Origin of the sequence: Pseudoalteromonas rubra (assembly GCF_004212645.1) — a bacterium.
GTDB classification, from domain to species: domain Bacteria; phylum Pseudomonadota; class Gammaproteobacteria; order Enterobacterales; family Alteromonadaceae; genus Pseudoalteromonas; species Pseudoalteromonas rubra_G.
The window spans coordinates 1-26,626 of record NZ_PPUZ01000075.1; the positions used below are offsets into that span (position 1 = coordinate 1).

General features: G+C 48.1%; 28 protein-coding genes, 3 tRNA genes and 2 pseudogenes. 16 read left to right on the forward strand and 17 right to left on the reverse strand.

Features of this window, described 5'->3' with window-relative positions; translation table 11 throughout:
- Positions 1 to 70: 70 nt before the first annotated feature.
- Positions 71 to 1,138: a uroporphyrinogen decarboxylase gene (gene hemE, locus C3B51_RS20285; RefSeq protein WP_010386986.1), complete on the reverse strand. Its 1,068-nt coding sequence runs from the start codon at positions 1,136 to 1,138 to the stop codon at positions 71 to 73.
- Positions 1,139 to 1,779: 641 nt separating this feature from the next.
- Between hemE and C3B51_RS20290 the strand changes: the two genes are divergently transcribed.
- Positions 1,780 to 2,253, forward strand: coding sequence for an Rsd/AlgQ family anti-sigma factor (locus tag C3B51_RS20290; RefSeq protein ID WP_046006931.1), 474 nt, complete (start codon positions 1,780 to 1,782; stop codon positions 2,251 to 2,253).
- A gap of 112 nt (positions 2,254 to 2,365) precedes the next feature.
- Here the strand turns inward: C3B51_RS20290 and fkpA are convergent, their stop codons facing one another.
- Entirely contained in the window at positions 2,366 to 3,142 is a 777-nt protein-coding gene (gene fkpA / locus C3B51_RS20295; RefSeq protein ID WP_125721266.1) for an FKBP-type peptidyl-prolyl cis-trans isomerase, read from the reverse strand.
- A 268-nt stretch (positions 3,143 to 3,410) separates the two neighbouring features.
- On the opposite strand from fkpA, the gene C3B51_RS20300 reads away from it, so the two are divergent.
- A complete protein-coding gene (locus tag C3B51_RS20300) occupies positions 3,411 to 4,403 on the forward strand; it encodes a WD40 repeat domain-containing protein (RefSeq protein ID WP_130246226.1) in 993 nt (330 codons plus the stop codon).
- 2 nt (positions 4,404 to 4,405) lie between these two features.
- The gene (locus tag C3B51_RS20305) at positions 4,406 to 4,618 is read left to right on the forward strand and encodes a SlyX family protein (protein WP_046006934.1); all 213 of its coding nucleotides are present in this window, start codon (positions 4,406 to 4,408) and stop codon (positions 4,616 to 4,618) included.
- Between the two features lie 57 nt (positions 4,619 to 4,675).
- Here C3B51_RS20305 and C3B51_RS20310 read toward each other — a convergent pair whose 3' ends face one another.
- Positions 4,676 to 4,876: a YheV family putative zinc ribbon protein gene (locus C3B51_RS20310; RefSeq protein ID WP_010386993.1), complete on the reverse strand. Its 201-nt coding sequence runs from the start codon at positions 4,874 to 4,876 to the stop codon at positions 4,676 to 4,678.
- A 172-nt stretch (positions 4,877 to 5,048) separates the two neighbouring features.
- Here C3B51_RS20310 and C3B51_RS20315 point away from each other — a divergent pair, with 172 nt between their 5' ends.
- The 7 genes from C3B51_RS20315 to C3B51_RS20345 all read left to right on the forward strand — a co-directional run bounded on the left by C3B51_RS20315 (position 5,049) and on the right by C3B51_RS20345 (position 10,914).
- A complete protein-coding gene (locus C3B51_RS20315) occupies positions 5,049 to 6,971 on the forward strand; it encodes an ATP-binding cassette domain-containing protein (protein ID WP_130246227.1) in 1,923 nt (640 codons plus the stop codon).
- Positions 6,965 to 7,408: a TIGR02444 family protein gene (locus C3B51_RS20320; protein ID WP_130246228.1), complete on the forward strand. Its 444-nt coding sequence runs from the start codon at positions 6,965 to 6,967 to the stop codon at positions 7,406 to 7,408. The genes C3B51_RS20315 and C3B51_RS20320 overlap by 7 nt, the downstream gene beginning before the upstream one ends.
- Positions 7,409 to 7,526: 118 nt before the next feature.
- Positions 7,527 to 7,667, forward strand: a complete 141-nt coding sequence (locus C3B51_RS24000) for a DUF3149 domain-containing protein (protein WP_010386996.1) — start codon at positions 7,527 to 7,529, stop codon at positions 7,665 to 7,667.
- A gap of 310 nt (positions 7,668 to 7,977) precedes the next feature.
- Positions 7,978 to 8,979 carry a hydrolase gene (locus C3B51_RS20330; RefSeq protein ID WP_125721274.1) on the forward strand — a complete coding sequence of 334 codons (1,002 nt, stop codon included), beginning with the start codon at positions 7,978 to 7,980 and terminating at the stop codon, positions 8,977 to 8,979.
- Positions 8,976 to 9,221 carry a YheU family protein gene (locus tag C3B51_RS20335; RefSeq protein WP_046006938.1) on the forward strand — a complete coding sequence of 82 codons (246 nt, stop codon included), beginning with the start codon at positions 8,976 to 8,978 and terminating at the stop codon, positions 9,219 to 9,221. Before C3B51_RS20330 ends, C3B51_RS20335 begins: the two co-directional genes overlap by 4 nt.
- A gap of 98 nt (positions 9,222 to 9,319) precedes the next feature.
- Positions 9,320 to 10,504, forward strand: coding sequence for a dipeptidase (locus tag C3B51_RS20340; protein WP_125721276.1), 1,185 nt, complete (start codon positions 9,320 to 9,322; stop codon positions 10,502 to 10,504).
- Positions 10,505 to 10,680: 176 nt separating this feature from the next.
- Positions 10,681 to 10,914, forward strand: a complete 234-nt coding sequence (locus tag C3B51_RS20345; protein ID WP_125721278.1) for a hypothetical protein — start codon at positions 10,681 to 10,683, stop codon at positions 10,912 to 10,914.
- A gap of 565 nt (positions 10,915 to 11,479) precedes the next feature.
- Here C3B51_RS20345 and C3B51_RS20350 read toward each other — a convergent pair.
- The 5 genes from C3B51_RS20350 to nudE form a co-directional block, all read right to left on the reverse strand.
- Positions 11,480 to 11,556: transfer RNA gene (locus tag C3B51_RS20350), tRNA-Met, on the reverse strand.
- 119 nt (positions 11,557 to 11,675) lie between these two features.
- Positions 11,676 to 11,752: transfer RNA gene (locus tag C3B51_RS20355), tRNA-Met, on the reverse strand.
- 150 nt (positions 11,753 to 11,902) lie between these two features.
- Positions 11,903 to 11,979 (reverse strand) — tRNA-Met (locus C3B51_RS20360).
- Positions 11,980 to 12,284: 305 nt separating this feature from the next.
- Complete coding sequence (gene cysQ, locus C3B51_RS20365) at positions 12,285 to 13,082, reverse strand: 3'(2'),5'-bisphosphate nucleotidase CysQ (RefSeq protein ID WP_046007282.1); 798 nt, start codon at positions 13,080 to 13,082, stop codon at positions 12,285 to 12,287.
- The gene (gene nudE / locus C3B51_RS20370; RefSeq protein ID WP_046007283.1) at positions 13,082 to 13,645 is read right to left on the reverse strand and encodes an ADP compounds hydrolase NudE; all 564 of its coding nucleotides are present in this window, start codon (positions 13,643 to 13,645) and stop codon (positions 13,082 to 13,084) included. The genes cysQ and nudE overlap by 1 nt, the downstream gene beginning before the upstream one ends.
- Positions 13,646 to 13,706: 61 nt before the next feature.
- On the opposite strand from nudE, the gene yrfG reads away from it, so the two are divergent.
- Positions 13,707 to 14,363, forward strand: coding sequence for a GMP/IMP nucleotidase (gene yrfG / locus C3B51_RS20375; protein WP_125721280.1), 657 nt, complete (start codon positions 13,707 to 13,709; stop codon positions 14,361 to 14,363).
- On the opposite strand, the pseudogene C3B51_RS24005 reads toward yrfG, so the two are convergent.
- From C3B51_RS24005 to C3B51_RS20400, 5 genes and pseudogenes are all read right to left on the reverse strand, one after another.
- Positions 14,364 to 14,543: pseudogene (locus C3B51_RS24005) on the reverse strand (dUTP diphosphatase); the annotation flags it as partial.
- 168 nt (positions 14,544 to 14,711) lie between these two features.
- Entirely contained in the window at positions 14,712 to 15,236 is a 525-nt protein-coding gene (locus C3B51_RS20385; protein ID WP_130246229.1) for a dCTP deaminase, read from the reverse strand.
- A gap of 50 nt (positions 15,237 to 15,286) precedes the next feature.
- Positions 15,287 to 16,003, reverse strand: coding sequence for a dCTP deaminase domain-containing protein (locus tag C3B51_RS20390; RefSeq protein WP_130246230.1), 717 nt, complete (start codon positions 16,001 to 16,003; stop codon positions 15,287 to 15,289).
- Positions 16,004 to 16,265: 262 nt separating this feature from the next.
- Positions 16,266 to 16,862: an NUDIX domain-containing protein gene (locus C3B51_RS20395; RefSeq protein ID WP_130246231.1), complete on the reverse strand. Its 597-nt coding sequence runs from the start codon at positions 16,860 to 16,862 to the stop codon at positions 16,266 to 16,268.
- 162 nt (positions 16,863 to 17,024) lie between these two features.
- Positions 17,025 to 17,165, reverse strand: a pseudogene (locus C3B51_RS20400) (dUTP diphosphatase); the annotation flags it as partial.
- A gap of 141 nt (positions 17,166 to 17,306) precedes the next feature.
- On the opposite strand from C3B51_RS20400, the gene C3B51_RS20405 reads away from it, so the two are divergent.
- Positions 17,307 to 17,948: a peroxiredoxin-like family protein gene (locus C3B51_RS20405; RefSeq protein ID WP_130246232.1), complete on the forward strand. Its 642-nt coding sequence runs from the start codon at positions 17,307 to 17,309 to the stop codon at positions 17,946 to 17,948.
- 33 nt (positions 17,949 to 17,981) lie between these two features.
- Here the strand turns inward: C3B51_RS20405 and C3B51_RS20410 are convergent, their stop codons facing one another.
- From C3B51_RS20410 to C3B51_RS20420, 3 genes are all read right to left on the reverse strand, one after another.
- The gene (locus C3B51_RS20410) at positions 17,982 to 20,318 is read right to left on the reverse strand and encodes a fatty acid cis/trans isomerase (RefSeq protein ID WP_130246233.1); all 2,337 of its coding nucleotides are present in this window, start codon (positions 20,316 to 20,318) and stop codon (positions 17,982 to 17,984) included.
- A complete protein-coding gene (locus tag C3B51_RS20415; RefSeq protein ID WP_046007288.1) occupies positions 20,318 to 20,689 on the reverse strand; it encodes a hypothetical protein in 372 nt (123 codons plus the stop codon). The genes C3B51_RS20410 and C3B51_RS20415 overlap by 1 nt, the downstream gene beginning before the upstream one ends.
- 77 nt (positions 20,690 to 20,766) lie before the next feature.
- On the reverse strand, positions 20,767 to 21,432 hold the full coding sequence (locus tag C3B51_RS20420) for an SDR family oxidoreductase (protein WP_130246234.1): 666 nt from the start codon (positions 21,430 to 21,432) through the stop codon (positions 20,767 to 20,769).
- A 125-nt stretch (positions 21,433 to 21,557) separates the two neighbouring features.
- Between C3B51_RS20420 and C3B51_RS20425 the strand changes: the two genes are divergently transcribed.
- Complete coding sequence (locus C3B51_RS20425) at positions 21,558 to 22,283, forward strand: hypothetical protein (RefSeq protein WP_130246235.1); 726 nt, start codon at positions 21,558 to 21,560, stop codon at positions 22,281 to 22,283.
- Positions 22,284 to 22,304: 21 nt separating this feature from the next.
- Here C3B51_RS20425 and C3B51_RS20430 read toward each other — a convergent pair whose 3' ends face one another.
- Positions 22,305 to 23,108 (reverse strand): VOC family protein, encoded by an 804-nt coding sequence (locus tag C3B51_RS20430; RefSeq protein ID WP_130246236.1) that lies wholly within the window; start codon positions 23,106 to 23,108, stop codon positions 22,305 to 22,307.
- 145 nt (positions 23,109 to 23,253) lie between these two features.
- On the opposite strand from C3B51_RS20430, the gene C3B51_RS20435 reads away from it, so the two are divergent.
- From C3B51_RS20435 to C3B51_RS20445, 3 genes are read left to right on the forward strand one after another with little or no spacing between them, the layout of a single operon-like run.
- Positions 23,254 to 23,961, forward strand: a complete 708-nt coding sequence (locus C3B51_RS20435; protein ID WP_130246237.1) for a hypothetical protein — start codon at positions 23,254 to 23,256, stop codon at positions 23,959 to 23,961.
- 3 nt (positions 23,962 to 23,964) lie between these two features.
- Positions 23,965 to 25,125, forward strand: coding sequence for a M48 family metallopeptidase (locus C3B51_RS20440; RefSeq protein WP_130246238.1), 1,161 nt, complete (start codon positions 23,965 to 23,967; stop codon positions 25,123 to 25,125).
- Between the two features lie 3 nt (positions 25,126 to 25,128).
- Positions 25,129 to 25,695 (forward strand): hypothetical protein, encoded by a 567-nt coding sequence (locus tag C3B51_RS20445; protein ID WP_130246239.1) that lies wholly within the window; start codon positions 25,129 to 25,131, stop codon positions 25,693 to 25,695.
- Positions 25,696 to 26,626 lie beyond the last annotated feature (931 nt).

The following is a 26,626-nucleotide window of genomic DNA, read 5'->3' on the forward strand; positions in this document are numbered from 1 at the left end:
GAGAAATTTTTAACACTGTTAACGGCAGATTTAATCTCTCTAATTGGTTATGTATTAATGTGAATTGGTATTAGTCCTGGTGATACTGACGGCTGAATTCATGCACGGCGTTGATAAACACACCGGCATTTTCCGGGTCAACATCCGGAGTAATACCATGGCCCAGGTTAAACACATGGCCCGAACCCTGACCGTAACCAGACAGAATGTGTTGTACCTCTTCACGAATACGCTCAGGCGTGCCGTGCAGCATAGATGGGTCCATATTGCCCTGCAGGGCTACTTTGTCACCCACGCGACGTCTGGCATCAGCAATGTCGATTGTCCAGTCCAGGCCAACCGCATCACAGCCCGTTGCCGCAATCGCTTCAATCCACTGGCCGCCATTTTTGGTGAACAGGGTAACCGGTACCTTACGGCCATCGTTTTCACGGATCAGACCGTCAACAATCTTATGCATGTACTGCAAAGAGAACTCTTTGTAGTCACGCGGGCTCAGCACTCCACCCCATGAGTCAAAGATCATCAGCGACTGCGCACCGGCTTTAACCTGCGCATTCAGGTAATCAATGACGGAGTCCGCCACTTTATCAAGCAACAGGTGCAGTGTCTTCGGCTCGGCAAAGGCCATTTTCTTGATTTTACCGAAGGTCTTGCTGCTGCCGCCTTCAATCATGTAAGTCGCCAGCGTCCAGGGAGAGCCAGAGAAGCCGATCAGCGGCACTTCGCCTTTAAGCTCGCGGCGAATGGTGCTGACCGCATTCATCACATAACCCAGCTCATCGGTTGGATCCAGCTTTGGCAGCTTTTGTACATCGCTCAGCGAGCTGATCGGACGCTCAAACTTAGGACCTTCACCGGTTTCAAAATACAGGCCCAGTCCCATCGCATCCGGGATAGTCAGGATGTCGCTGAATAAGATCGCCGCATCAAGCGGGTAACGACGCAACGGCTGAAGGGTTACTTCACAGGCCAGTTCTGCGTTTTTACACAGACTCATAAAGTCGCCGGCTTGCGCTCGGGTCGCTCGATACTCAGGAAGATAGCGGCCAGCCTGACGCATCATCCAAACGGGCGTAACATCTACGGGTTGTTTCATCAACGCGCGCAGGTAACGATCATTTTTCAACTCGCTCATAGCGTAATTTCATTCCAATGCTGTAAAAATTGCTCAGATTGTATCATTAACTTCAATACGCCACTATTGAAACAGCATGCAAATTCCCGTCACTATGATCTGGATTAAGCACTTTATGTCACCCTGACTGTTTTCCATTCAGTTCGCGTTAAATTAAACCCCTTTTAGTTCAACCAATTACAAACCAGATTAAAAACACCTGATTAAACTGTTTGCAACAAGGGTAAAAGCTTGCTATAAATTTGCTGCGCTAAGAAGAATAAAAACACCTTTAAAACCAATAATAATAAAGCTCTATTGCTAAACTGCATTGATGGCCGCTCAGGAATACCCCCTGAAGCGGCTTTTTTGTTTAACTAATTTTAAACACCTTATCCCCACTGCGGCCGGGTTACACTGAGCAGCTCGTAAACAAGAGTTATTCCCGCCCCCGCTTCAGAAACATAGCCCGTTATTTACTCACTTGACAAAAAAATAGGTTGACCTTTGCATCAGATTTCCTTTTTATAGAGGACAGATAAACATAATCGGCATCACCGCTTTTTGGTGGTCACTGTCAAGTTTTGACCCCATTTTGGGTCACACTGTGCCGATGTTTTTGGCAAGCCACGGGCAGATTATGACCCGCTAAGGAGATAACTATGCTGTCACGCTTAGAACAAGCCCAACAAAGGTGGGGAGGTAGCCATAGCGTTATCGACAACTGGTTAGCTGAACGACAGGAGCTTTTGCTGCTGTATTGTAAGGTTGCAGGCCTGTCTCCGTTTGAACAGGATGACCACGCCCTACCTGATCAGCTACAGATCCAGACATTTTGTCAGATCCTGATGGATTACCTGTCCGCCGGGCATTTTGAAATTTATGACAACCTGGTTGCCGCCTGTAAAGAGAAAGGCCCACAAAGCCTCAAGCTGGCGCAATCGCTGTATCCCAGGATCACGGATACCACCGACCTGGCACTGGACTTCAACGACAAGTATGCAGAGGCGCAGTCAGACAACCTGATGGCAGACTTTGATAAAGATCTCTCTGAGCTGGGTGAAGCCCTGGAGCTGCGCTTTGCACTCGAAGATGAGCTGATTGATAACCTGTATGCGAATCACAGCGAAGACTGATCACAAAGTGATTCTATAAAGTAGAAAAGCAGACAATAAAAAAGGACCGCGTTGGTCCTTTTTTATTGGGTCTTTATTAAAGCCCCACCGACTGATGAGGCTAAGACATTAATTACTCTGAGTCGTGCGCGTGGTCGTGACCTTGCTCTTTCTCTTCCTGGATTTCAAGTAGTTCTACTTCAAATACCAGTGTAGAGTTAGCCGGGATCTTACCCAAGTTACGCTCACCGTAGCCAAGCTCTGAAGGGATAGTGAATTTGTACTTAGAACCAACCGCCATCAGCTGAAGGCCTTCTGTCCAGCCAGCGATAACCTGGTTCAGAGGGAATGTAGCAGGCTGATTACGTGCGTAAGAGCTGTCAAATTCAGAACCGTCCAGCAAAGTACCTTTGTAGTGTACTTTTACGATGTCAGTCGCAACGGGCTTTTTACCTTCGCCTTCGCTCAGTACTTCGTACTGCAGGCCAGACTCAGTCACGTTAACACCGTCTTTCTTAGCGTTTTCAGCCAGGTACTCTGCGCCTTCAACCTTGTTCTTTTCAGCATCTGCTTTGGCTTTTGCAGTTTGCTTTTCACGTACAGATGAATCCAGTGCAGTCAGAACTTCACGAATTTTCGCTTCGTCCAGTTTAGCGTTACCGTCTAGTGCATCTTTGAAGCCGCGCATGATCAGTGCCTGATCCAGCTCAATGCCCAGCTCTTTTTTATCTGCCATATCTTTTTGCAGGAAGTTACCAACCGATGCGCCGATACCGTAAGCTTGCTGCTGCACTTCAGTTTCCAGCTTCACTTCTTCAACTTTCGCTGCTTTTTCTTCTGCTTTTTGATTACAAGCGGTCAATGCCAGAACCGCGGCAGCCACTAAGGATAACTTAATTGTTTGTTTCATGTTTTCTCTCCGACATACCCAGGCTCAGAGTGCGACAATCACTATCCTGGTTGGGTGTCTTTGTTAAAATTATATTAATCTTAAAAAGGGTGGATGCCACATTAACATCCGTAGCGCATAAAGCCAAATTTCTCTTTTTGACGCAAAATTCATTTCGGGATCGGCGACATTCATATACCGATAGGCTAATATCAGTTTTGTGGCCTCTGCAAATTACCCATTAGTCTACTCGCTGCAAATCATGGAGTTAAGAGGAAATACCGAATTTATGCCCAAAATTTTACGGCGCAACGCACAAATTGCCTTTATTCTCATCACCTCACTGCTTGCTGGCTGCCCCACAGACAGCTCGGATGCGCTGTTGACCGTAGAGCATGCCGCACGCGGTGCCTTTGCCGCAGCTATTTCACACGATGGGCGTTACAGTTTAGTGTCATCCATCGAACATGGGGTGGTTTTATGGGATAACACCACCCATGGCTTGAAATATCAGTGGTCCCAGTCACAGCAAGCCGACGAGCTGGTACATTCACTGGCCATTGCCCATGACAATTCCAGCGCCGTGACCGCAGCCAACGACCGCTTTGCCGTCTGGCGTTTATCCGATGGCCAGAATATTGGCTACTACCAAATAGAACAAGGCACCATTCGCGACATTGCAATCAGCAACGAAGGCCGCTATGTGCTGTATGGACGCAGCGACAATGTGGTTGTGCATCTCGACTTAGATAGCGGCAGGCGCATAGAGTTCCTTGGTCATCAGGAAAAAATTAACAGTATTGCGCTGTCACCCAACGGCCACTTTGCGTTAACCGGGGCCAATGATTACAGCGCTTACTTCTGGGATACCCGTACCGGCCAGGTGATCCACCGCTTTAACCACCCCAGCCGGGTCACGAAAGTGGCCTTAGATCCCGAGGGGCGCTACGCGTTTACCGCAGACAGCATGAAAAAGGCCAGCATCTGGCAGCTCACTTCAGGTGAAATCAAGTCACAATTGCAGTATATTGCGCGCCAGAAGATATTCAGTGCCGTGCGCTTCAACCAGGATGGGCGGTTAATTGTGACGGGCTCACCAAACCGACAACTCACCCTGTGGCAGGTTGACAACGGTGAGAAGCTCGCAACCTGGCGCGTAAAGCCGCGTGAGGGCAGCCGACCTAAGTCCGCAGTGGTCTTCGCCGTGGCCTTCACAGGAAACGACAACACCCTGCTGACAGAAAGCTCCAGCGGCCTGTTAGAACAATTTGCAAGAGAGTAACCATGACTGAACTCGAAGATCGCGTTAACGAGCTGGAAGCCAAAGTGGCGTTTCAGGACGAAACCATAGAAACTTTAAATAATGAACTGAGTGCGCATCAGGTACGCCTTGCCAAAATGCAGCGCCAGATTGAATTACTGGCAGAAAAAATTAAAGAAGGCAGAGATCCGGGCATGATGCCGCAGCATCAGGAGCCGCCACCGCCACACTATTAATGGCGCAGTCGGGCGGGTTAAACCCGCTCTGACTATTGAGCTGTGAAGCCACACACGCTACTCGGGCCTGAATACCCCAATAACCTGTTCAAACTGACGCGTTGACGCCTGAACGGCTTCTTTTGGCTGGGTCATAATATGGCCGCACTTCACGCACTCCACCTTTTCCACGTCATGCTCTTTGTACAGCATCATCACGTCTGCTTCATGACACTCAGGGCAGGATGCTCCTGCAATAAAGCGCTTTTTCTTTCTCACCTTTAGTTACCTCAGGTTAGCAGAACCTTTGACGGTTCAAATGACGATTTATATCACGGGCCGCACGCCCTGTGGGGCCATTTTATCCTATATTACTCACTGTTGATACGCTTGGAGTGTCTGCGGGGATCCGTGTTATGATGCGCGCATAATCAAACAGTGATGTAACGGTATGATCCAGCTTTCGAATATTGAACTTATGCGCGGTGGTAAAACACTGCTTAAAAATGCCAGTGCGACCTTGTTTGCGCAACATAAAGTGGGCCTGGTCGGGGCCAATGGCTGTGGTAAATCCTCTTTGTTTGCTTTGCTTAAATCAGAGCTACACCTGGATGCCGGCGAGCTGCAAATTCCGAAAGACTGGTCCATCGCATCCGTGAAGCAGGAAACCCCGGCGCTGGCCGTCAGTGCACTGGAATACGTGCTGCAGGGTCATCCGGAATATTATGCCCTGCGCAGTGCGCTGCATAGTGCCGAAGCATCCGGCGATGGCGCCGAACAAGCCCGTCTGCATCAGCAAATAGAAGTGGTTGGTGGCTATGGTATTGAAGCCAAAGCAGGAGAGCTATTGCATGGCTTAGGGTTTAGCAATGCACAGCTCAGCGATGCCGTGAGTGCATTTTCCGGTGGCTGGCGAATGCGCCTGAACCTGGCGCAGGCATTGATCCGCGACGCCGATCTGCTGCTGCTGGATGAGCCAACCAACCACCTGGATCTCGATGCGGTTTACTGGTTGGAGCGTTTCTTAAAAGCCTATCAGGGCACGTTAGTACTGATCTCGCACGACCGTGAGTTCCTTGATGCGGTGGTCGATCAGATCTGGCACGTCGACCAGCAACAGCTCAACGTGTATAAAGGGCACTACTCACAGTTTGAACGCCAAAAGGCCGAGCGTATGGCGCAGCAACAGGCGCTATACGACAAGCAACAAGCCACCATTGCCCACCTGGAGCAGTTTATTACCCGCTTTAAAGCCAAAGCCAGTAAAGCCAAACAAGCGCAAAGCCGGGTGAAGGCACTGGAACGGATGGAAAAGCTGGCGCCTGCCCATGCCGATTCGCCGTTCAGTTTTGAGTTCAGCAATCCGGACAACATGCCCAACCCGCTGATGACACTGGACCAGGCTCAGGCCGGATATGGTGACGTAACCATATTACACAAGATCAAACTCAACCTGGTACCGGGCAGCCGTATTGCCCTGCTGGGCCGTAACGGCGCCGGTAAGTCAACGCTTATCAAACTGCTCGCAGGTGAGTTATCGCCGCAGGCAGGAGAAGTCTTTCAGCATCAGGGGCTAAAGATTGGCTATTTCGCCCAGCACCAGCTGGAATCGCTGGATCTCGGTGCCAGTGCTGTGACGCACCTGCAACGTCTCGACCCGCAAGCCAGTGAGCAATCACTGCGCGATTTTCTGGGTGGCTTCGCCTTTAACGGCGACAAAGCGCTGGAGCCGGTAAAACCATTTTCCGGTGGTGAAAAAGCCCGCCTGGTGCTGGCCATGCTGGTGTATCAAAAACCGAATCTGTTACTGCTGGATGAGCCGACCAACCACCTGGATCTGGAAATGCGCCATGCGCTGGTCATGGCACTGCAAGGCTTTGAGGGCGCTATGGTCACCGTATCCCACGACCGCCATATGCTTAAACACACCGCAGACGAATATTACCTGGTCGATCAGGGCAAGGTGAGTGCGTTTGGGTATGATCTGGATGCCTACTATCAGTGGCTGCTCAACGCTAATAAAGAAGCGGTGCGCAAAGACAGCAGTGAAGACAAAGCCCACTCAAGTGTGAACCGTAAAGAGCAGAAACGCCTGGAAGCCGAGTTCCGCAAGGCCGTTCAACCGCTGAAAAAGTCCATAGATAAGCTTGAAAAAGAGCTGGATAAGCTCAGTGCAGCACTGGCTGAGGTGGAAACGGCGCTGGCCGACAACGACCTGTACTCAGAGCAAAATAAAGGCAAGCTCAGCGAGCTGCTGGCGCAGCAGGCTAAGCTGACACCCGAGCTGAACGACACTGAGGAAGCCCTGTTAATGGCACTTGAAGAGCTGGAAGAGAAACAGGCGCGTTTCGAGCAAAGTGGCGAAATATGTTAGATGCCGCAGATTTCTGGCGCTATGCCTGCACGCAGTATGCCCGTGCGGGTATGCAAGATGCGCTGCTGAGCTTGCAAGAAAGCGAGGATAAAAACGTTAATCTGATCTTGCTGCTAATGTATCTCGACGTACACAACATCTCGCTCACAGCTGAACAATTTGCAGGGCTGCACGCTGTGTGCAAAACCTTTGACCACGCAGTGCTACATCCCCAGCGCCAGGTGCGCGCCACACTCAAACAGCAACATCAGCACTATGCGCAATATGCCGAGCTGCGCGAGCTTATGCTTAAGGCGGAGCTGGCCCAGGAGAAGCTACAGCAGTCACTGCTTATCGACTATCTCAATCAGCACCCCCTGCAACCAAACCCGTCTGCGGACAATCTAACTCACTACCTGACACCCGCTCAACAGGGCCGTATCCCCGCAAAAACATGATCGGGATCAAGCAATTTACCAAGTCCCGACCAGGCACTGGTGAAACTTGATCTTGATCATATCTGGTCTGTGCATGCTCGACTAAGATTACCTCATCGACAAATCAGGAGGCACAGACATGAACGTATTCTTCAGAGACTTTTTTACTGACCCAGTGTTATTTCTCTCTTTCGGCATCTTGGGCGTGGTAATCGTACTGTGTTGTTTCTACGTCTACTACTTCATCAAGAAAGTACAAGAAGCAGAAGTACCTGAGTAAATCGTCGACACTCTTTTATGTTATTCGAAACATGTTGTTGAAACGTTAAGCAATTAGTTCCCGTTCTAGAATTAAGCACGACGCACAAAGCACCTTATCAGCTCAGCTGGTCGGGTGCTTTTTATTATATCAATTTCACTGAATACCTGCTTCGAACATTCTTTGGGTTATTTCCCGCAGTTTGATACACTGATCCCATTTCAGGCTCATCATACCAGTTTATTCATTGACGTCAGACAAGGCGGCTTTTCTTCTGAGTGCGTGCATGAGCCTCACTGTCGCAGAGGTATTTACAGGAAATACGAACCACATGTTAAAGCCGTCAGAGTTATCCTTTCAACCCGCCTGGTGGATGCGCAACCGTCACCTGCAAACCATTTTGCCCCGCATGTTCAGGCCAACCCTGAAAGCCGATGTGCGCTATGAGCACCTCGAAACACCCGATGATGACTTTTTAGAACTGGCCTGGGCCAATCAAGGGGATCAACAAGCCCCGCTGGTAGTGGTGCTGCATGGGCTGGAAGGCAATATCAATAGTTTCTATGCCAAAGGGCTGCTCCGCGCCCTGACCGCCACCGGGCTGGATGCCGTGTTGATGCATTTTCGCAATTGCTCACGTCAGGTGAATCGTCAGCCTAGGGCCTACCACAGCGGTGAAACCGGTGATCTGGCATTTTTGCTCGACACCCTGAAACAACGCTTTGTCGACCGTCCCTTATATGCGGTGGGATTTTCGCTGGGCGGTAATGTGCTGGCCAAATATTTGGGAGAGCAAGGTAATAACAGCCTGCTGGATGGTGCCGCGGTGATCTCAGCGCCCTACCATTTGTCGTCTTCCTGCCAGGTGATCCGCAAGAGCTGTTTTAAACTGTATCAAAAGTATTTGCTGGATCGCATGAAGCGATCGTTCGCCCGTAAGTTTGATCAGATAGAGCATGCGTTACAGATCGGCCGCGACGAGATACAACAGATCCGCGATCTGTGGCAATTTGATGAGCGGATCACGGCGCCATTGCACGGCTTTAAAGGCGCTGAAGACTACTACGCCAAGGCCAGCGCTCAGCCCTATCTAAAACAGATAGCCACGCCAACCTTGCTGATCCACGCAGCCGACGATCCTATGCTGTCGAGCCGTGCGGTGCCCACTGCGGATCAGATCAGTGATCAGGTCACCCTGGCCGTATCTCAGCGTGGCGGTCATGTCGGCTTTATCGCAGGACGCAATCCTTTTAAGCCGGTTTTCTGGCTAGAGCAAATTGTGCCTGCTTATTTGCATTCATTACTCAACCATCGAGTTCAAAAGAAATTATGATCATTCCATACCAACAACTGGACCCAACCACACTGAGCAATCTGATTGAACATTATGTGCTACGTGAAGGCACCGATTATGGCGACAGCGAAGTCAGCACTGAGCGCAAGGTCGAACAGGTGCACGCTCAGCTCAAGTCGGGTGAAGCCTTGCTGGTGTATTCCGAGCTGCACGAGTCGGTGAATATTGTCTCCAAAGCCCAGTTTCAGGCGATGCAGGCACAGGAATACAACTACGAATAAATGCGGTCAGCCCCTCAGGCTGGCCGACAGAATGGATTGTAGATAAACGCCAACTTGCTACAATCGACACACACTACAAAGAATAACAAGGTTAATCCATGAAGTTACCCGCTACACTCTGCGCACTGGCTTTAAGCCTGTCGAATGCCTATGCCAACGATATTCAGGCGTCTGAGCGCGCCAAACACATCGCTAAGCAAAACATTCTGATCGATACCCACATCGATGTGCCCTATCGTATTTTGGAGCACTGGGAAGATGTGACTAAGGCCACCAAAAGCGGCGACTTCGACTACCCTCGCGCTGTGCAAGGCGGCCTGAATGCGCCATTTATGTCGATCTATATTCCCGCTAACCTGGAATTTGAAGGCAAAGGTAAGAGCTACCAGCTGGCTAACCAGTTGATTGACGGAATGGAAGCGCTGGCACAACGTGCACCGGATAAATTCGCGATGGCCTACAACACCAAAGACATCTATCGCCATTTCCGCGAAAAGAAAATCTCTGTCGCCATGGGTATGGAGAATGGCTCACCGATTGAAGGTGACATGGCCAACCTGAAGCACTTCTTCGACCGCGGTGTGCGCTACATCACACTGGCCCACTCGCAAAGTAACCATATTTCCGACTCGTCTTATGACATTCGTCGTAAATGGAAAGGCCTGAGCCCGTTTGGTAAAGATCTGGTCGTGGAGATGAATAAGATTGGCATGCTGATCGACGTCTCACATATTTCAGATGCTGCGTTTTATCAGGTGATGGAGCTGTCTAAAGTGCCCGTGATAGCCTCACACTCCTCATTGCGTAAATACACCCCGGGTTTTGAGCGCAATATGGATGACAAAATGCTGAAGGCGCTGAAAAAGAACGGTGGTGTTATTCAGATCAACTTTGGTTCCAGCTTTGTGACCAATAGCTCTCGTACCTGGTACGATCAACGTGACGAAGCTGAAGAGCAGGCCACCAGCCAGGGCAAGAGTAAAACCGATTTCAGAGCGGCGTATCGCGCGAAAAACCCCTTCCCTTACGCCACCCTAGAGCAAGTACTGGATCACATTGACCACGTGGTTAAGCTGATCGGTATCGACCATGTGGGTATTGGCTCTGACTATGACGGTGTGGGTGATTCTCTGCCTATCGGATTAAAAGACGTTTCAACTTACCCTAACCTGGTACAGGGTCTGTTAGATCGCAACTACACCGAAGGGCAGATCAAGAAAATCCTGGGCGGCAACACCCTACGCGTCTGGCGCCAGGCGGAAGAATATGCCAAACAGTTTTAATACCCAGTGAGAAGTGGTCACGCCACTTCTCCTTCTTTCCCCCACTCTTTTAGTTACTTTGCCTCAATTACGCTCGCAGCTCTTCCATATCCCTGATTAATCAAATAGACTTGATTTGAACAAAAAACGTTCACACATTGGCGAGAGCCTTCAATAAAATAGATAAGGAAATATCCATGAAACTGAAAATCAATAAGAAAAAGCTTAAATCACTGACACAGGATAACAAAGTTCAGCTTGAGCAAACTCCTCAGGTAGCCGGCGCGGGCTTTGGCACAATGACGGGCACCACAAGACCTGGCACTACATGTCAGGATACATCGCGCTGTGCATCGCACCAGAACTTATCACGCTGCTGTAATATCACCGATCAAGCCAGTTGTAATGCTGGTCATAGCTGTCTGTGCTAATTGAGCGATAAGTGCCTTATTCGTGTGTGTAGCACACGTATAAGGCCTACCAGTCATTCCTGCTAAGGCAGTTGAAAAACCAAGCTCATCATTACTCTCCCCTATCGCATTCGATAACGTTCAAAGACACTCAGCAACAAAAACATTAAATTGAAAGTACAAAGTAACTGTGAGACTAGGCGCAGAAGCGCTGCGGCAAATGTAATAAAACTAAGAAAACGTGTTGATGATTGGAGCAATAAGAAAATCGTAAACTGATGAATTTAAGCGCAGAAATAAAATGGGTGGTGACAAGAGGGCTTATCTATAAAGTTCGATATTATCGAGGTTTTGTACCGACGACCTTCGGCGTTACCACTCAGAAAGTGTTTTCGGGAGACCTTGATCTATGAAGAGTGAATCGACGACCTTCGGTCGTTACCACATAAGGAAGTGGTTGCGGGAGACCTTGATTTATGAAGAGTGAACCGACGACCTTCGGTCGTTACCACATAAGGAAGTGGTTGCGGGAGACATTGATTTATAAAGAGTGAACCGACAACCTTCGGCGTTACTACTTAGGAAGTGGTTGCGGGAGCCGGATTTGAACCGACGACCTTCGGGTTATGAGCCCGACGAGCTACCAGGCTGCTCCATCCCGCGCCTGTATGTTCAACCTTTTACTTCTGTTGAGAGAAGTGGTAACCACTCGGAAAGTGGTTGCGGGAGCCCTTGATTTATGAAGAGCGAACCGACGACCTTTGGCGTTACCACTCAGAAAGTGGTTGCGGGAGCCGGATTTGAACCGACGACCTTCGGGTTATGAGCCCGACGAGCTACCAGGCTGCTCCATCCCGCGCCTGTATTTTCAGTGTTTTACTTCTACTGAAAGAAGTTGGTAGTCAGATTTGAACCGACGACCTTCGGCGTTACCACTGAAAAAATAGTTTCGGAGCCCTTGGTTTATGAAGAGCGAACCGACGACCTTCAGTCGTTACCACTTAGAAAGTGGTTGCGGGAGCCGGATTTGAACCGACGACCTTCGGGTTATGAGCCCGACGAGCTACCAGGCTGCTCCATCCCGCGCCTGTATATTCAGTATTTTACTTCTACTGAAAGAAGCTGGTAGTCAGATTTGAACCGACGACCTTCGGCGATTTTGGAATTAACGAGCCCGACGAATGATTTATCATTCTGCTCCATCCCGCGCCTGTAAGTTGAGGCTTAATTTGCCCTAACTCTTTAAGAGGTCGCTATAATATAGAATTAGATTTTTATTGCAAGGTTTTAATCAAGAAAAGGGCGTCAACCGCTCAAAAAGCAAGCAAACACGAGCATTTTAACGCCCTTTTATGACAGTTATTATCTCGCCGGCCAAATTAACCGACCGACTATTGTTCTCTCTGATGTGGGTTGATCAGCTTCTGGAACTGCCAATCGGGGTGGCCCATCACGATAAAGTCAGGATTTTCTGTGCTTTCTCTTTGATTGTAGGTCAGTGGATTAAATTCAGCATCGGTAATGCAGCCACCCGCTTCTTCCACAATCACCTGAGAAGCGCCGGTATCCCACTCACCTGTTGGCCCAACACGTAAAAAGCAATCGGCTTTCCCCTCGGCCACAATACAGGCCTTGAGCGAACACGAACCCAGTGCCACGGTATCAAATTGGCTGTTAAGATATTGGCTCACCGCCTCAATTTTTTGCCTGCGGCTGACCGCCAAAGTGAGCGTGCCTTTCGGCGCGACCGAAATTGGCTCATCACGCCCGTCGGTGCGCTTAAATGCCCCGCCCTGGTGAGTAGCAAAATAGGTTACGCCTTTAGCTGGCCAGTGGATCACACCAAGTACAGGCTGATTGTTTTCGACCAGGGCAATGTTCACCGCAAAGTCGCCACTTTCCAGAATAAACTCACCGGTGCCATCCATTGGATCCAGCAGCCAGTAACGCTGCCAGTGTTGTCGGCTTTCCAGCGGCGGAATGGGGGTTTCTTCAGACATAATTGGTACGTCCGGGGCCAGCGCTTGCAGCCCGGCTGTCAGCACTTCATTTGCCGCCAGATCCGCGGCGGTCACCGGCGTATGATCTGACTTTTCCCGTGCCCCTATGTCGTCTTGCTGATAGATGGCCATGATCGCCTGCCCCGCCTGCTCAGCCAGGGTGATACAGGGCTCTAAATATGACTGCATTAAGCCTCCGTTGTCAGGTACTGTTGTAGTAATAACAGCGCGGCGACACTGCGGGCTTCGGTAAAATCGCTCTGGCTCAGTAAAGCCTGCCATTGCGCCAGAGGCCATTTAACCACTACCAATGGCTCGGGTTCATCACCCGTGAGTTGCTCCGGGTATAAATCCTGTGCCACCAGTATGTGCATTCTGGCGTTAAAATAGCTGGGTGCCAGTGATAACGTTTTTAGATCACAAAACTGCCGAGCGCCAAAGCCAACTTCTTCTTTTAACTCACGGTTGCCCGCTTCAATCGGGGTTTCGCCCGGATCAATCAGCCCTTTTGGAAAACCAAGCTGATAATCATGCGTCCCCGCGCAATATTCTCTTACTAAGAGTAGCTCATTTTCGGCCGATATGGGCACTATCATCACAGCCCCCCGGCCGCCGCCACGAACTCGTTCATATTCGCGGCGCTCGCCATTAGAAAATGACAGCGACAGGGATTCTACCGTAAAGAGCTTACTTTTTGCGACAACCTCAGAGGCTAATATCTCAGGGGGAATTGGGTGCTTTTTCTGTGACATAGAGATTATTTTGCTATCATGGCCATTAACCTCATCATAAAGCCTTTACAGGTAAATGCCTATGTTAAATTGGTCAAAGATCGATACTGTGTTGCTGGATATGGATGGCACCTTACTCGATCTGCATTTTGATAATCACTTTTGGCTGGACGTGATCCCTAAGGCCCATGCTGTCAAACAAGGCCTGACGCTGGAGCAAGCCCGCGCCGATATCCTCGCGCGCTACGAAGCCGTTATGGGGCAAATCGAGTGGTATTGTCTGGATTACTGGCAGCAACAACTGCAACTGCCTATCATGGAGCTTAAACGCGAAATTCAGCATTTGATCTCTATTCGTGACGACGTGCCGGCATTTTTGCAGGCGCTGAAAGACGCGGGCAAAGAACTGATCTTGTTAACTAATGCACACCCAGATAGCTTGAGTCTCAAAATCGAGCGCACCCAGTTTGACCAGTATCTGGATAAACTCATCTCCACCCATAGCTATGGTGTCAGTAAGGAAAGCCAGCAACTGTGGCAACAGGTTCAGGCGGATCTGGGGTTTGATAAAACGCGGACGTTGTTTGTCGATGACAGCCTGGCGGTCTTGGCTGCGGCTAAAGAGTATGGCATTGGACACTTGCTTGCCATCGCGAATCCGGATAGCCAGCAACCTCATAAAGAGATCACTGATTATCCGGCCATTTGCGACTATCGCACATTACTGCCAATCAGCTGATCAGCCCGGGTAACGCGCCTGCAAGCCCTGATAAACAAGTTTAGCAAAGTCTGGATGTTCAGTGTCCAGGCTTTTCACCACTTCAACCAGGTGCTCGTTGTCTTCTTTGCCGTGCCACTGTTTGATATAGCTGCCATCTTTGTAACCATGGTCCTGACGGAAGAAGTTCAGGGTATTTTTGTAACTCCCTCATAAAATTCACAATTAATGTGTGATAGGCATAATGAGAAAAAGCAATTGGGCATATTATGGAATTTCCCAAGCAAACAAAAGCTAGACTCTAGAAGATAGCTTTATAAACTACCTTCCTGTACTGCACTGTATTTGCAGGAAGGTAGTGATCGAAAATTAGCCAATTGGCAACGGCAATGTGGGTTTTTCACTACTTTGATATTTGCCCTTATATGCTTTGCTATTATCGGTACTACACCTCATAACATACACTTGAGCGATATTTGCTCCTACTGGGATAGAAATATCAAAAAGCGAGTGATTCATTAGTTCTAGAGTTACTTTACCTGAAAAGCCAGGCTCGATTTGAGCATCAGCACAATGAGCAGCCACAAAGAGACGTGCAAGAGTTCCTTTGGTTTGAACAAAACCAATGTATCCAAGAGGCATTGTAATTATTTGAGAGCTACAGGCCAATACGCATTCACCTGGCCTAAGAAGAAGTTCACTTTCTAGAGTTTCTTCTTTGTAGTACTCTTCAACTGTCTGTGCGCCATATCTGATGGTTTTTTTTTCCTGCGGTGTTAGACGAAAAACCGTACGATCTAACTTAATTTTTATTGAGAATTCGTCAAAGAGTTCTTCATCACAAATATCTTTTGCACGAATCAAGCCTTTTAGATTATCTCCTACTACTACCATTACTTTTCCTCTTGCGAATAATTATCAAACGTTATCATATGTTATGTATCTTAACCCTTTCCTAGCGGAGTTGATTTCTTAGCATCATCTGCTGGTTGATCAAGTCCTTGTGAATGCTCAGCTCCCACTATTTTTTCATCACTTGAAGACAAGACAGATGTGACAATTGCGGCGGTCAGAGATGAAGTAATGATCATCGCAAGAAGGTTAATAGTAAATTTTTTATCGGCATTAAAAAAAGCACAGATTTTCGCCATTTTGCCTCTATTTTCTTTAACCAAAGCTCGCTTATCCTTGTAAATAGAAGCATTAATCGTTTTATCCGTACGCATAAAAATAGCTGACGCTATTTTTTGCCCTTTTTTGAGTGACCTTTTAGTTTTTGATGTGTTGTAGATTAACATTCTTAATTTACCATCAAATGAAGGTTCAATTTTACCTGCACCAATGAGTATTCCTTGTTCTAAGAATACTGAGCCTGTTTGTATGACCAGGCCATACATATTGAATGGCACCTGTATATGTTCTTGGACTTCGAGCACAATCGAGCTTTGAGGCTTTATAGAGATACCTTCTCCTTCTATTTCAAACATAGAAGCTTTTTCTTTTGTAAGATCTTTGGCCCATTGATCACCTACAGACAACTCGATAGAGAACTCTTCAACCGTACCTGCATCTGTATAAATTAAACTAGCATCAGATTTTTTGTTTCTTTCGAAAGCTTCGTTGCTGTCCGTATGCTTCTCTTTAATAGATAATATTCCCATTATTTATACCTGACTTCGCTTTTATTTATTATTAACCTGTTAGTTAACTTTTGTGTGACTCTTAATCCAATTTAGTTCCTTAATCCTCACCTAAATTGTGGTTCATTGCTGATACTAGAACTTTCCTTTTCATTAGTAATATTCCTTTATGTGCCCATATCCCCTATTAAAGTAGAACTTTATCTTTAGGTGACTTATACTTCAGCAAGGCTTCCCATAGTGAGTAAGTAGCCACGTACTGACTACGTGGTTACTCTTTTCTTTATTTATCGATTAGGATTTCACAGATGATTCTTGCCCATGCTTCAATATTGTAGTCGCCAGAAAGCAACTCCTCAGGTGAAATAAAACCAACTGTTTTTAACTGTTCTTCTGATGATTCTATACCTTCACCGTCAAGCTCATGAACATAAACAACAGCAATGTGAACTCTATCGACCTCTGTATCATCAGCACAAATCTTCTTTTGAAGTTCGGTTGTACTTACTATGGAAGATGTTAGGTTTACTTCTTCTTCTAATTCACGTGCCATAGTTTGGGAAAGTGATTGCTCAAGGTCTATAACGCTGTCTTTAATTACGAGATCTGCAAGATCCCAGTGTCCACCGACAGCCACGGCTATTTTGTTATGTAGACGACTTTCTCCACCTTTAGATGTGCGTTCATACGCCCAAACTTTGCCTTTGCAAGTAAATATTGAAATTGGCAAAAGTTGGCGAAAATCATCATCGTTTTCAAGGGATGCCCGTTGACCAAGCATTAGATCACTGTTGTTAAGCTTATAGTCAACAAAACCGTGTTCCCGATGTTTTACCTTATCTGATTTGATACATACAATGTGTTCTTGATGCTTAGTCATATAATCTCTCAGTGTTGAAGTTGTAGCCACGTAGCTGCATTTTATTGATAAATAAAAGGTTGGTAATAGAATTTAGTTGTATTCTTTAGTCTTGAATCCATTTAGTTTATGACTTAGTTTAGTTTTTATGAGTTCTCTACAAGCATAATAGATCATTTATATATGCTCTATTGGTTCTGCACACTCAACCCAGATGGCGCGATACCATTCAAACCCCTGGCTGAACCATTGCTCATGCACTTTGGTATTCATGGCGTTTTGCATTTCCAGCATCACAACCAGCTTCGCACTATTCGCAGACATATTTGCGCTCTCACTCTGTGTATTCAGTCAAAGCGCTATGATACCCACACAGTGGCATAATTACCACGATGAGCCACAATGAAAGCTTTTCTGCGCTGCCCCGTTCTAATAGGGTTCATACATCTATTTTTGAGGTTTTACATGCGATCCATACTTATTGCGTTAACACTGACTGTTACCCAGTTGCTGTCCTTTTCTGCGTCTGCTGCGCAAGCCACTAACATTAGTGAGCACCCGGAGCAGGTTGCGCCTTTACTGCCAGGCCTGACGGCGCCGACTTTAACCCTTCAGGACAACAACGCCAAAGTGGTGGATTTAGCAAAGCTGTATCAAGACAAAACGACGGTATTGGTGGTCTATCGCGGTGGCTGGTGCCCGTATTGCTCACGCCAGTTAGCTGGGCTACAGAAAATTGAAAAGCAAATAGTCGAGCTGGGCGCACAGATAGTGGCGGTTTCTCCTGACAGCCCGCAGGCACTGAGTAAAAGCAATATCAGTTCACCTAACTATCGCTTGCTTTCCGATGACCAGCTGGCGTTAACCCAGGCGCTGGGACTGGCTTATTACCTGGATGACAAAACCGCTAAGGCCTATCGCGACCGAATGGGCGTGCAGTTTGTAGATTTGGATGGCAAAAGCCGGGTGGCGCTGCCAGTGCCCGCGGTTTTTGTGATTGATAAAGCGGGACTGGTGCAGTTTCAGTATGCTAACCCCAATTACAAAGTACGTCTGGAAGAAACCGTGCTGCTGGCCGCGGTCCGCGCCGTCAGCAATCTAAAATAATATCCGGCGGGCCCGAGCCGGGCCCGCCACTGGTTACCTGTTTTCCAGTCGGTTATAGTCAAACAGGCCATATTCCACACCCCGAGTTTCACGAGCAATACGGTGCAATAAATCACTGTATTGCCAGAACTGCGGGTGCGTTCTGCGGATCCCGAAGGTCGCTTTCAGCGTGCGATAATCCGACTCAGTGCGGACCTCCCTCAGCTGTTGCACAAAGGCGTCGATGTGCGCCTGATTTGGCATATGCCAGATGGCCTCAGGATAATCGCCAATAAACCCGGGGACCAAAGTCGCGGTATCTTCCCGATAGGCCCGCTGACCTTCCTCATTCAGTAAGCTGGAAATATTAAAGTGCGCATTGTGGTGGATCAGGGTGTAAGGCTGATGCGCGCCACTGGCATCGACAGCCAGAATAAACGACACCTGAGGTAACTGATTAATCGCCTCAACCGGCAAGGCATTAAGGGGCTGCAACGCCGTGGGTACAGCGGTGTAGTCGTAGGCTTCATTCAGCACAGGTTTGAGATGCGTTTTAAGCATGTCGTACAGCTCTGCCTGCGGGTCGTCACTGTGGTAGCGGATCCCTGAGGGCGCCCCCAGTAATGACTTACGGTTAATAAACTCACTAAGGCTCAGGTGCGACTTGCGATACCAGTGCTGCTTGATGGCCTGGCGATGGCTCAGCGGCAGCAGATTGAGGAAATTCTGCTCGCCTTCAAGGCGCAGAAAGTCCATATACAGCCGGGTCACCAATTGATGACCTATGTTGCCATAGACATCAAAGCCCGCAACCAGCAGATAATGGATCCGTTCAAACAAGGCGTAATCCAGTACCCAGGTGGTTTTAGGTGCTTGCCCGATAAAGCCCTTCACTACAGTCGCACTGTCAAAATGGCGGAAAATGGTCAGCGCAGCATTTTGATTGTGCCCTTCGCCTTGCCAGATCAGGTCCAGGTTCAGGCGCTTGCCATCGGCAAACAATTTATCCGACAAGGCCGTTTTCGCTTCCAGATAATCGTGCTGACGCTTGGCATATTTCGCCCAGCTCGACAGTGGCAACACATTGCTTTGCTCAGCCGCAGGCAGAAGCAGGTCGTCGTCATGTCGGGTCAGTAACTGCTCCACAGCTGGCGAAGCATTTTTCTCGGGGTCGACAAAGGCCACCCAGAAATGGTCATTGATCACATTCAATGCTATCTGACCACGACACACAGGGCCTTTAATAAAGCCTTTAACGATCAGCTCAGCCTCATCGAGCATAAACTGATAACGCGATTTGACCGGGATCGCCGCAAACACTTTAAAGGGGTTAGCAGCCAGTTTAGGGGCATAACCCGGTAACTGTGCCACCTCATATTCACTGTGAATAAACTGCGCCTGTAAACGCGCCAGTTTGTCGTCATTCAGTGCCAGTGGCATATGGGTTTTAGATAAAATGGAGCTGCGCACCTGCATCAGGCGATAATAAACCCGTGCTACCTTTGGGTCATCAAATGGTCTGACCGTTGCGATCAACTCAATAGGTTCACCCGGCGGCGTTTTGGAGCGTACCAGGGTAAAAAATGCGTTTTTATCCAGGCGATTAAAATAGATGTGCGCCAGATACCAGTGTTCGTAAATATACCGTGCAGCAAGTCGCGTTTTATTGTCGTCCTGATTTAAAAAGCTTTCCCACTTCGCCACACTCTGTAGCTCTGCCTCACTCGGTGGCGCAATCTGGCTCATGGGCGAGCCTTGTTTGATCCAGTCAGTCAGCTGGGCAAATTCGCTATTGGTCAGCGCGGGCAAGCCATAAGGCATACCGGCATGGGGCTGCTCCTTGGCATAGTCCGAATATTCATCCATGGTTGGGCAGGTCTGTGCCCGATCTAATGAAAAGTCGTAGTGATCCGGCAGCAGCCCATGCTGGGCAAACGGCTGCGTCTGTTTGAGCAGCAGACTGTTATACAACACGCTGCCATTGAGGTTGGCATATTCAGTTTGCACACGTTCATTGAGAATGGGGGTAAAGCCCTTGTCGCGCCACTGGGCCGTAGTTTGCGCATCAAACAACAAGCGGGTTGGCGATTCGGCCAGCAGACGGGTGCCATCATACACACGGGTTTTACTCACCCCCCGATCAATGCCCTCGGGTGAACTGAGTTTAAGCTGGCAAGGCGCATCGTAACAACCGTGACACACCACACATCGGTTATCCAGGATAGGTTTGATGTCGCTCAGATAAGTAGCGCCCTGGTGTGCCGATGGGTCTTGTATTCGCTGCTGTGGCTGCTGCGGCCCAAACAAATCATCGTAATGGTTGACACCCAGTGCCACACAGCCGCTCAAGAAAACGACAATGCCAACCAGTATCCAGCCGGATCTGCGCATTATGCGTCCTCTTCGTCGTCAAGCCCGAGATCAAACGTGGGCATCATTTCCATTGGTGGCGAAACAAAGACGGTCTGGCTTTCGCAGCTCAACACGGCGCTCAGTACCGGACCGTGGTTAAGCAGCAACTGCGCCTGATGTCCCTGGCTCAGGATCTCAGCCACCTGCTGCTCGATATTACTGATCTGATAACCCTCAAGTGGAATACTAACACTTTGCTCAGGCGCCGGGTTCTGGCACAGATTGGCCAGCAGGTTGGCATCCAGAATGACTTCTAAGGTCAGATCCGGTTGCTCAATATCACGCTCGGCCAAATTATCGTCCAGTTTAAATAACGGCAGGTTAAGCGGGGTGTTTTCTTGAAGTTCCATGAAAAATAGCTCATTTATGCAAATACCTGAGGGAAGTTTAGCACAACTTTGCTCATCACAGATGCCCCGCTTCATGCTTACCAGGGCAGGCGATCGCCATTTGAATGCCAGAACCCGCCACTGGTTTCCAGCGTCAACTCATCGATACGTTTTACCAGACGTTGTGCCGCTTCTGCGGGTGATATATCACCGGCATAATTGACCATTTCAGTCTGAACAAATCCAGGATGCAACAATGCTACGGCCACACCGCGAGGTTTGAGCTCATGCGCCAGGCTAACACCCGCTGCATTCAACGCCGCTTTCGACATACGATAACCAAGGTACGCACCGGAGCCATTGTCTGCAATGGAGCCCATTCGGCTGGTGATCATCGCCACTTTAGCACCTGCTGCCAGATTGTGCTGCAATGCATGCGTCACCCTAATCGGCGCAACGGCATTAACCATAAGTTGCTGCTCCAGTGTCGCAAAATCCATCTGTTGCAGGGTTTCGTTGTGAAAAATGCCCGCGTTATTGACCAGAATATCAATGTCCTGCTCACCAAGTGCGGCTGACAAGGCGCGAACATCCTGTTCAATGCTGACATCAATACCCGCAATCACAGTAACATCCAGCGACTGCAACTCTTCGGATGCGTTGCGTACCACTGCCGTGACCCGATCTCCGGCCGCTAAATAGTGTCGGCATAATTCCAGGCCAATACCACGATTGGCCCCCGTTATCACCACATGCTTTGACATACCTTTCTCCTTTTTGCTTTGTTTACGCTCATAGCAGAGCACCCATTGTATAGATTGTGGTGATTTCTTTCAGCCTCGCCAGGTTCTGCTACCTTTAAGGAAGGTCACACAAAGGGAATAGACTCTTGCCACGAACCCTGATCCTGCTCGCGCTGCTATGGCTGCCGGTTGCTGATGCCAACACTTATCGCATTAACGTCAGCGAATCCTTGTCTTACAGTCTCGGGCAGCAGCAAATTATCGCTATGTTCAGCGCCATTTATGCACCACTGGGGATCCAGCCAGAGTTTGAGTTTTTACCAAGTGAGCGGGGTCTGCAGCTGGTCAATGACGCAGAGCTGGATGCGGAAGCCGGGCGCGTTGACTTAATTGGCGCACGCTATGACAACTTAATTGCCGTGCCCGTGCCACTCAGTGAACTCAGGTTAATGTTACTGTGCACCGATCCACAGTACTGTGATCTGGCCCATGAAACCGATCTGGCGATCATTGCAGGTAATCTCATCACGGTGTGGTTTTGTGAACAGCATCAGCTCAATTGCAATCGGGTTCAAAATGATATATCGGCCTATCAGGCCCTGAGCCGAGGGCGCGTCAGTCGCATTTTGGCCACCGATAAGTACGCCCTGGGCTCCTTGTGTGAATCTGGGCTTTCCACCCTTTACAGTAAAATGGTGTCAGCGCGCACTTTTACCATTTATCATTATGTCCACAAAAAGCATCAGGCCCTGGTGCCCAAGCTCAGCGCCCGAATAAAAGCGATAAGCCAGAGCGGGCAGCTCAAACAATATGCAGAGCGGCTGCGCAATGCCTTTTCGCAATGTCAGGGGCAGCTCATCTCGCTGGACTGAAGCGCAGATCACCTGGCCGATTTATGACTCAATGTCATGCATAACAGACTGAATAATTGAAAAAACAGCTCCCTGAGGATCAGTGATCACCGCAAAACGGCCGACCTGAGGAATGTCCGTGGGTGGCACGCACACTTGCCCGCCAAGCACTCGGGCCTTCTCTGCCATGGCATCGCAATCCAGTACAGCAAAGTAGGTCATCCAGTGGGCGGGGATTTCGTCTCCCCACTCTTCGCTCATTTGCAACATACCCGCCACCACGGTATCGCGTGCACTGAACAGCACATAGTCCATACCTTCCATAGGCTTATCTTGCGCCTGCCAACCCAGCAAGGCACTATAAAACGCCCGGCTTTTTTGGCTATTACGGGTCGCTAACTCAAACCAGTAGGGCACATTAGCTTCGAGCTCACGCTTGCACCCGGGATGTTCTTTTGCCTGCCACAGTGCAAAATGTGCCCCCTCAGCCGGCTCTCGCAACATTACCATTCTGCCCGCAGAAGGCACATCATGGGGGCCGGCAATAATCTCTGCACCGAGTGCGACGGCTCGCTCTGCCATTTCATCAACATTTTCAACTGCAATATAGTTCAACCATTGACTCTGCGCCCCCGCTTCTTTCTGTTGCGGCATCATCTGATACATAGCAGCAATGTCGTCACTGTGCTTTTGCAGCATAGTGTAATAGGCTCCTTCACCAATTGGCTGATCATCAAAGCCCCAGTCAAATAGCTGTGTATAAAAGGCCTTCGCCTCCTGCCAATTGCTGGTACAGAGCTCTGTCCAGCAAAAAGCCAGCGCTTTAGGAGTGTTTATTCGCGCCATGTCATAACCCTTGAAATAACTATTTATTCAGCAATTAAACCTAGCAAATAAACACCAAAAAGCCAGCCCAACAAAATCTTACATTTTATTGCAAAGTATTAATGAATATTATATTTTGTGACAGTTTTAATTAAAGGTACCAAAAATGATAAAAAAACTACTCACGATTGTACTTATTAGTGTTTTCTTGTTGGCACAGGGTTGTGCAAACACTAAGAAATATGCTGGAACAACTGAACTAAAAACGCAAACTAATGCAAATTCTAAAATATTACTGATGCCGCTTGATGTTGAGCTATCAGAGCTATCTGCACTGGGCTTTCTGGAAACCAAGGCAGACTGGACTGAAAATGCAAAAGAGCATATGACCAACTCGATTGCCGACATTATGGCCAGCAAAAATGCTAACAGTTCAAAGTACGAAACAACTAGTACTGACCCAAATGCAACAAGCTATCAGTTAGCGAAGTTGCATGAGGCGGTCGGCTATTCTGTGCTTGTACATCACTTAGGGCACCAACCACTGCCGACTAAAAAGCAAGAGTTTGACTGGAGTCTGGGTAAAGATGCACAAGCACTGGCAAAAGAAACCGGTGCCGACTATGCGCTCTTCGTTTTTGTTCGGGACAGTTACGCCAGTGCTGGACGAAAGGCAATGCAGTTTTTAGCTGCTTTCGCGGGTGTGGGTGTCGCAGGTGGCACGCAGGTAGGCTTTGCTTCGCTTGTGGATCTGAACAGTGGCGATATTGTTTGGTTCAATCGACTGGTAAGCACTACAGGTGATCTACGTACACCAAAAGCTGCGCAAAAGTCAGTTACAAACTTGCTAGACAGCTTCCCTACAGCAGGCTAAATCATGCTACGTCTCGCCTTTATCATACTGTTAACAGTTGCAGGTATGCACAGTGTAAAAGCCTCTGAGCTAACATTTGCTCCTACCATAGACACCAAGTATGAACCGGACTGGTCTAGTGACGAGGGAGGGTTTTGGTACAAAGTCAATCAGATTGAAGCAGATATTAAAAGCTCTCCCTATTTAGTCAGAGATGCTGCTCTCAACGACTATGTAAACAGTATGATTTGCAAAATCGCAGGAGAGTACTGTGCTTCGATCAGGGTCTATATAATTGATAACCCACACTTTAATGCCTCAATGTACCCTAATGGTATGATGCATGTTTGGACCGGTCTGTTATTGAGGGTAGAGAATGAAGCTCAATTGGCAGCTGTACTTGGACATGAAATTGCGCACTTTCTTCGTGCGCACCAAATAGCACAATGGCGCAGTGCACAAAACTCAGCTTGGGCAGCCGTATTATTAGACACAGGGATTGCAGCAATAACAGGCGTGTACGGTGTTGCAACACTGGCGATGTCAGGTAGCGGTGCCGCCTTCAGCCGTACTCATGAAAAAGAAGCTGATATTATGGGTGCAGAGCTAATGCACAAAGCTGGATACAATCCCAAAGCGGCGAGTGAGCTTTGGCAACGTGTTCTTGAAGAAAGAGAACAAGATCAGAGCAAAGATTCCAGCTGGTCTTTCTGGGCAAGCCACCCGCCATCAAAGGAAAGAAGTGAATATTTGCTTGCTCATGCCGACAAACTTAAGGCCCTGCCTAAGCCCGAGTCACAATCTGAGCCGCTGTTTAAGTTGCTATCAACCAATTACTTTAAGCTCATGAAAAACCATGTTGACCTGCAAGAGCACGAACAAACCAAAATACTCCTGCAACGACATAGTAGCCTGGGCTACCCAAAAGAAAAGATCGATTTCTTTTTTGGCGAGCTCTACCGCAAGCGCGCACAAGATGGTGATACCGACAAAGCACTGGAATATTACCAGGCGTCAATTCAAAGCCCGAACTCACCACCTCAAGCGTTCAAGCACTTGGCATACCTGTATCTAAAGAAGAAAGATAAAGAGCAAGCTAAAACGCACTTTATGAACTACCTGAAAAGGGTTCCCCAAGCAAAAGACAAAGCCATGATCAAATATTATTTAAAATCTCTGGGATAAAAAATGAAAAAACTACTAATTATTTCCATGCTACTGATGCTTAATGCATGTGCAGCTTTCAAACTCGTCAAATCACAACAAACAACAGTACATGGTATTACCTTGACACCCACCAGTACCTGGAATAAAGCAGGGTTCAATCAGCATAAAAAATCGGAGCTATGGACCAAAGATGGCCTTGGCCTGAATGAGCTTTATATCATAGGCAATATCAACGAAGGAGAGAGTATTTTTAAATCACACAATAAAGAGCTACCTCTACCCACCTTCAAAAAAGGCATGCTGCCAAATGAGCTGGAAGAGTTCATTAAGACCTCTTTGAAAAATAGTCATGGTGGTACAATCTCTGTCACAACAGACAATATGTCACCGGTTGAACTTGGGGATGATATTGCATTTCGTTTGCAGCTTTCATATTTTCTGGAACATGGTCTAAAGAAATCCGTCGATGCCTTACTGACCACAAAAAATGACAAGCTGTATGTCATCATGTACGTTGCACCAAGCCTGCATTATGCACAAAAGCACCAAGCAGAGATCAACAGTATCTTCAATAGCGTCATCATTTAAAGAAAGGCGCGAGCAGGGCTAAAAGTAGCCCTGCTTTATCGTCCACCTATATTCCCACCCAAAATTACTATGGTTTCAAACACAAGCGCTTAACTGCCCTACATATCAAGTCAACACGAGTTATTCAAGCACCAACAGTCAGCCTACAGCCTTCACGAAACTCCTTGCCTGCACGAACCACAAAACTTAGAACTTCATCCACTATAAATTTAAGCGTGGTAGATTAAATCATTCACTACCTCAAACTCACTATCCATATTTCAGGCATTAAAAAGGCCGCCTGGGCGACCTTTTCACAGTGTTACTGCAATCTGTAGATTATTCTACGATTGTAGCTACAAATACCAACATTACCTTGTAGAGAGAGCCACCTATCGTGCAAAGGATAATGACACAGTGCTTGCACTGGCATTTCCTTTGCGCAAGGGCGACGAATGAACGACAAAAATATCTGGAATATTTTTGAACAGCTACGCTGGCTCGAAGAGCGTAAGGCAGGAAGCCTGGAGTCACCACCGCTTCGCAGCATGAGAAGGTGAGCGCATGGACCCACATGGATGTGGGGAAGTAGAATAATGCAGGAGCAATTATCGAGATGCGCGATGGGCGCCGCTACATGGATGTACTTCCATACTGAACTATCCATTCTCATATTTCAGGCATTAAAAAAGGCCGCCTGGGCGACCTTTTTCACAGTGTTACTGCAATCTGTAGATTATTCTACGATTGTAGCTACAAGCACCAACATTGCCTTGTGGAAGGCGCCACCCTCACATGATGACTTTCACTCAGGCATTAAAAAAGGCCACGCTCTTTATTAGAGAATGGCCTTTTTCACAATGCTTATTGCATTAACTAAAGTCGATATTACTCAACGATAGTTGCAACAACACCAGCACCAACTGTACGACCACCTTCACGGATCGCGAAA

Coding starts and splice junctions, on each gene's coding strand:
- C3B51_RS20320 (WP_130246228.1), top strand. CDS start 6,965: ATGTTAGATGCCGCAGATTTCTGGCGCTATGCCTGCACGCAGTATGCC.
- fkpA (WP_125721266.1), bottom strand. CDS start 3,142: ATGAAACAAACAATTAAGTTATCCTTAGTGGCTGCCGCGGTTCTGGCA.
- C3B51_RS20410 (WP_130246233.1), bottom strand. CDS start 20,318: ATGCGCAGATCCGGCTGGATACTGGTTGGCATTGTCGTTTTCTTGAGC.
- nudE (WP_046007283.1), bottom strand. CDS start 13,645: ATGTCACAGAAAAAGCACCCAATTCCCCCTGAGATATTAGCCTCTGAG.
- C3B51_RS20385 (WP_130246229.1), bottom strand. CDS start 15,236: ATGGTAGTAGTAGGAGATAATCTAAAAGGCTTGATTCGTGCAAAAGAT.
- C3B51_RS20415 (WP_046007288.1), bottom strand. CDS start 20,689: ATGGAACTTCAAGAAAACACCCCGCTTAACCTGCCGTTATTTAAACTG.
- C3B51_RS20345 (WP_125721278.1), top strand. CDS start 10,681: ATGAAACTGAAAATCAATAAGAAAAAGCTTAAATCACTGACACAGGAT.
- C3B51_RS20440 (WP_130246238.1), top strand. CDS start 23,965: ATGCTACGTCTCGCCTTTATCATACTGTTAACAGTTGCAGGTATGCAC.
- C3B51_RS20300 (WP_130246226.1), top strand. CDS start 3,411: ATGCCCAAAATTTTACGGCGCAACGCACAAATTGCCTTTATTCTCATC.
- C3B51_RS20445 (WP_130246239.1), top strand. CDS start 25,129: ATGAAAAAACTACTAATTATTTCCATGCTACTGATGCTTAATGCATGT.
- C3B51_RS20435 (WP_130246237.1), top strand. CDS start 23,254: ATGATAAAAAAACTACTCACGATTGTACTTATTAGTGTTTTCTTGTTG.
- C3B51_RS20340 (WP_125721276.1), top strand. CDS start 9,320: ATGAAGTTACCCGCTACACTCTGCGCACTGGCTTTAAGCCTGTCGAAT.
- C3B51_RS20420 (WP_130246234.1), bottom strand. CDS start 21,432: ATGTCAAAGCATGTGGTGATAACGGGGGCCAATCGTGGTATTGGCCTG.
- C3B51_RS20390 (WP_130246230.1), bottom strand. CDS start 16,003: ATGGGAATATTATCTATTAAAGAGAAGCATACGGACAGCAACGAAGCT.
- C3B51_RS20395 (WP_130246231.1), bottom strand. CDS start 16,862: ATGACTAAGCATCAAGAACACATTGTATGTATCAAATCAGATAAGGTA.
- C3B51_RS20305 (WP_046006934.1), top strand. CDS start 4,406: ATGACTGAACTCGAAGATCGCGTTAACGAGCTGGAAGCCAAAGTGGCG.
- C3B51_RS20430 (WP_130246236.1), bottom strand. CDS start 23,108: ATGGCGCGAATAAACACTCCTAAAGCGCTGGCTTTTTGCTGGACAGAG.
- C3B51_RS20330 (WP_125721274.1), top strand. CDS start 7,978: ATGTTAAAGCCGTCAGAGTTATCCTTTCAACCCGCCTGGTGGATGCGC.
- yrfG (WP_125721280.1), top strand. CDS start 13,707: ATGTTAAATTGGTCAAAGATCGATACTGTGTTGCTGGATATGGATGGC.
- C3B51_RS20335 (WP_046006938.1), top strand. CDS start 8,976: ATGATCATTCCATACCAACAACTGGACCCAACCACACTGAGCAATCTG.
- C3B51_RS20405 (WP_130246232.1), top strand. CDS start 17,307: ATGCGATCCATACTTATTGCGTTAACACTGACTGTTACCCAGTTGCTG.
- cysQ (WP_046007282.1), bottom strand. CDS start 13,082: ATGCAGTCATATTTAGAGCCCTGTATCACCCTGGCTGAGCAGGCGGGG.
- hemE (WP_010386986.1), bottom strand. CDS start 1,138: ATGAGCGAGTTGAAAAATGATCGTTACCTGCGCGCGTTGATGAAACAA.
- C3B51_RS24000 (WP_010386996.1), top strand. CDS start 7,527: ATGAACGTATTCTTCAGAGACTTTTTTACTGACCCAGTGTTATTTCTC.
- C3B51_RS20290 (WP_046006931.1), top strand. CDS start 1,780: ATGCTGTCACGCTTAGAACAAGCCCAACAAAGGTGGGGAGGTAGCCAT.
- C3B51_RS20315 (WP_130246227.1), top strand. CDS start 5,049: ATGATCCAGCTTTCGAATATTGAACTTATGCGCGGTGGTAAAACACTG.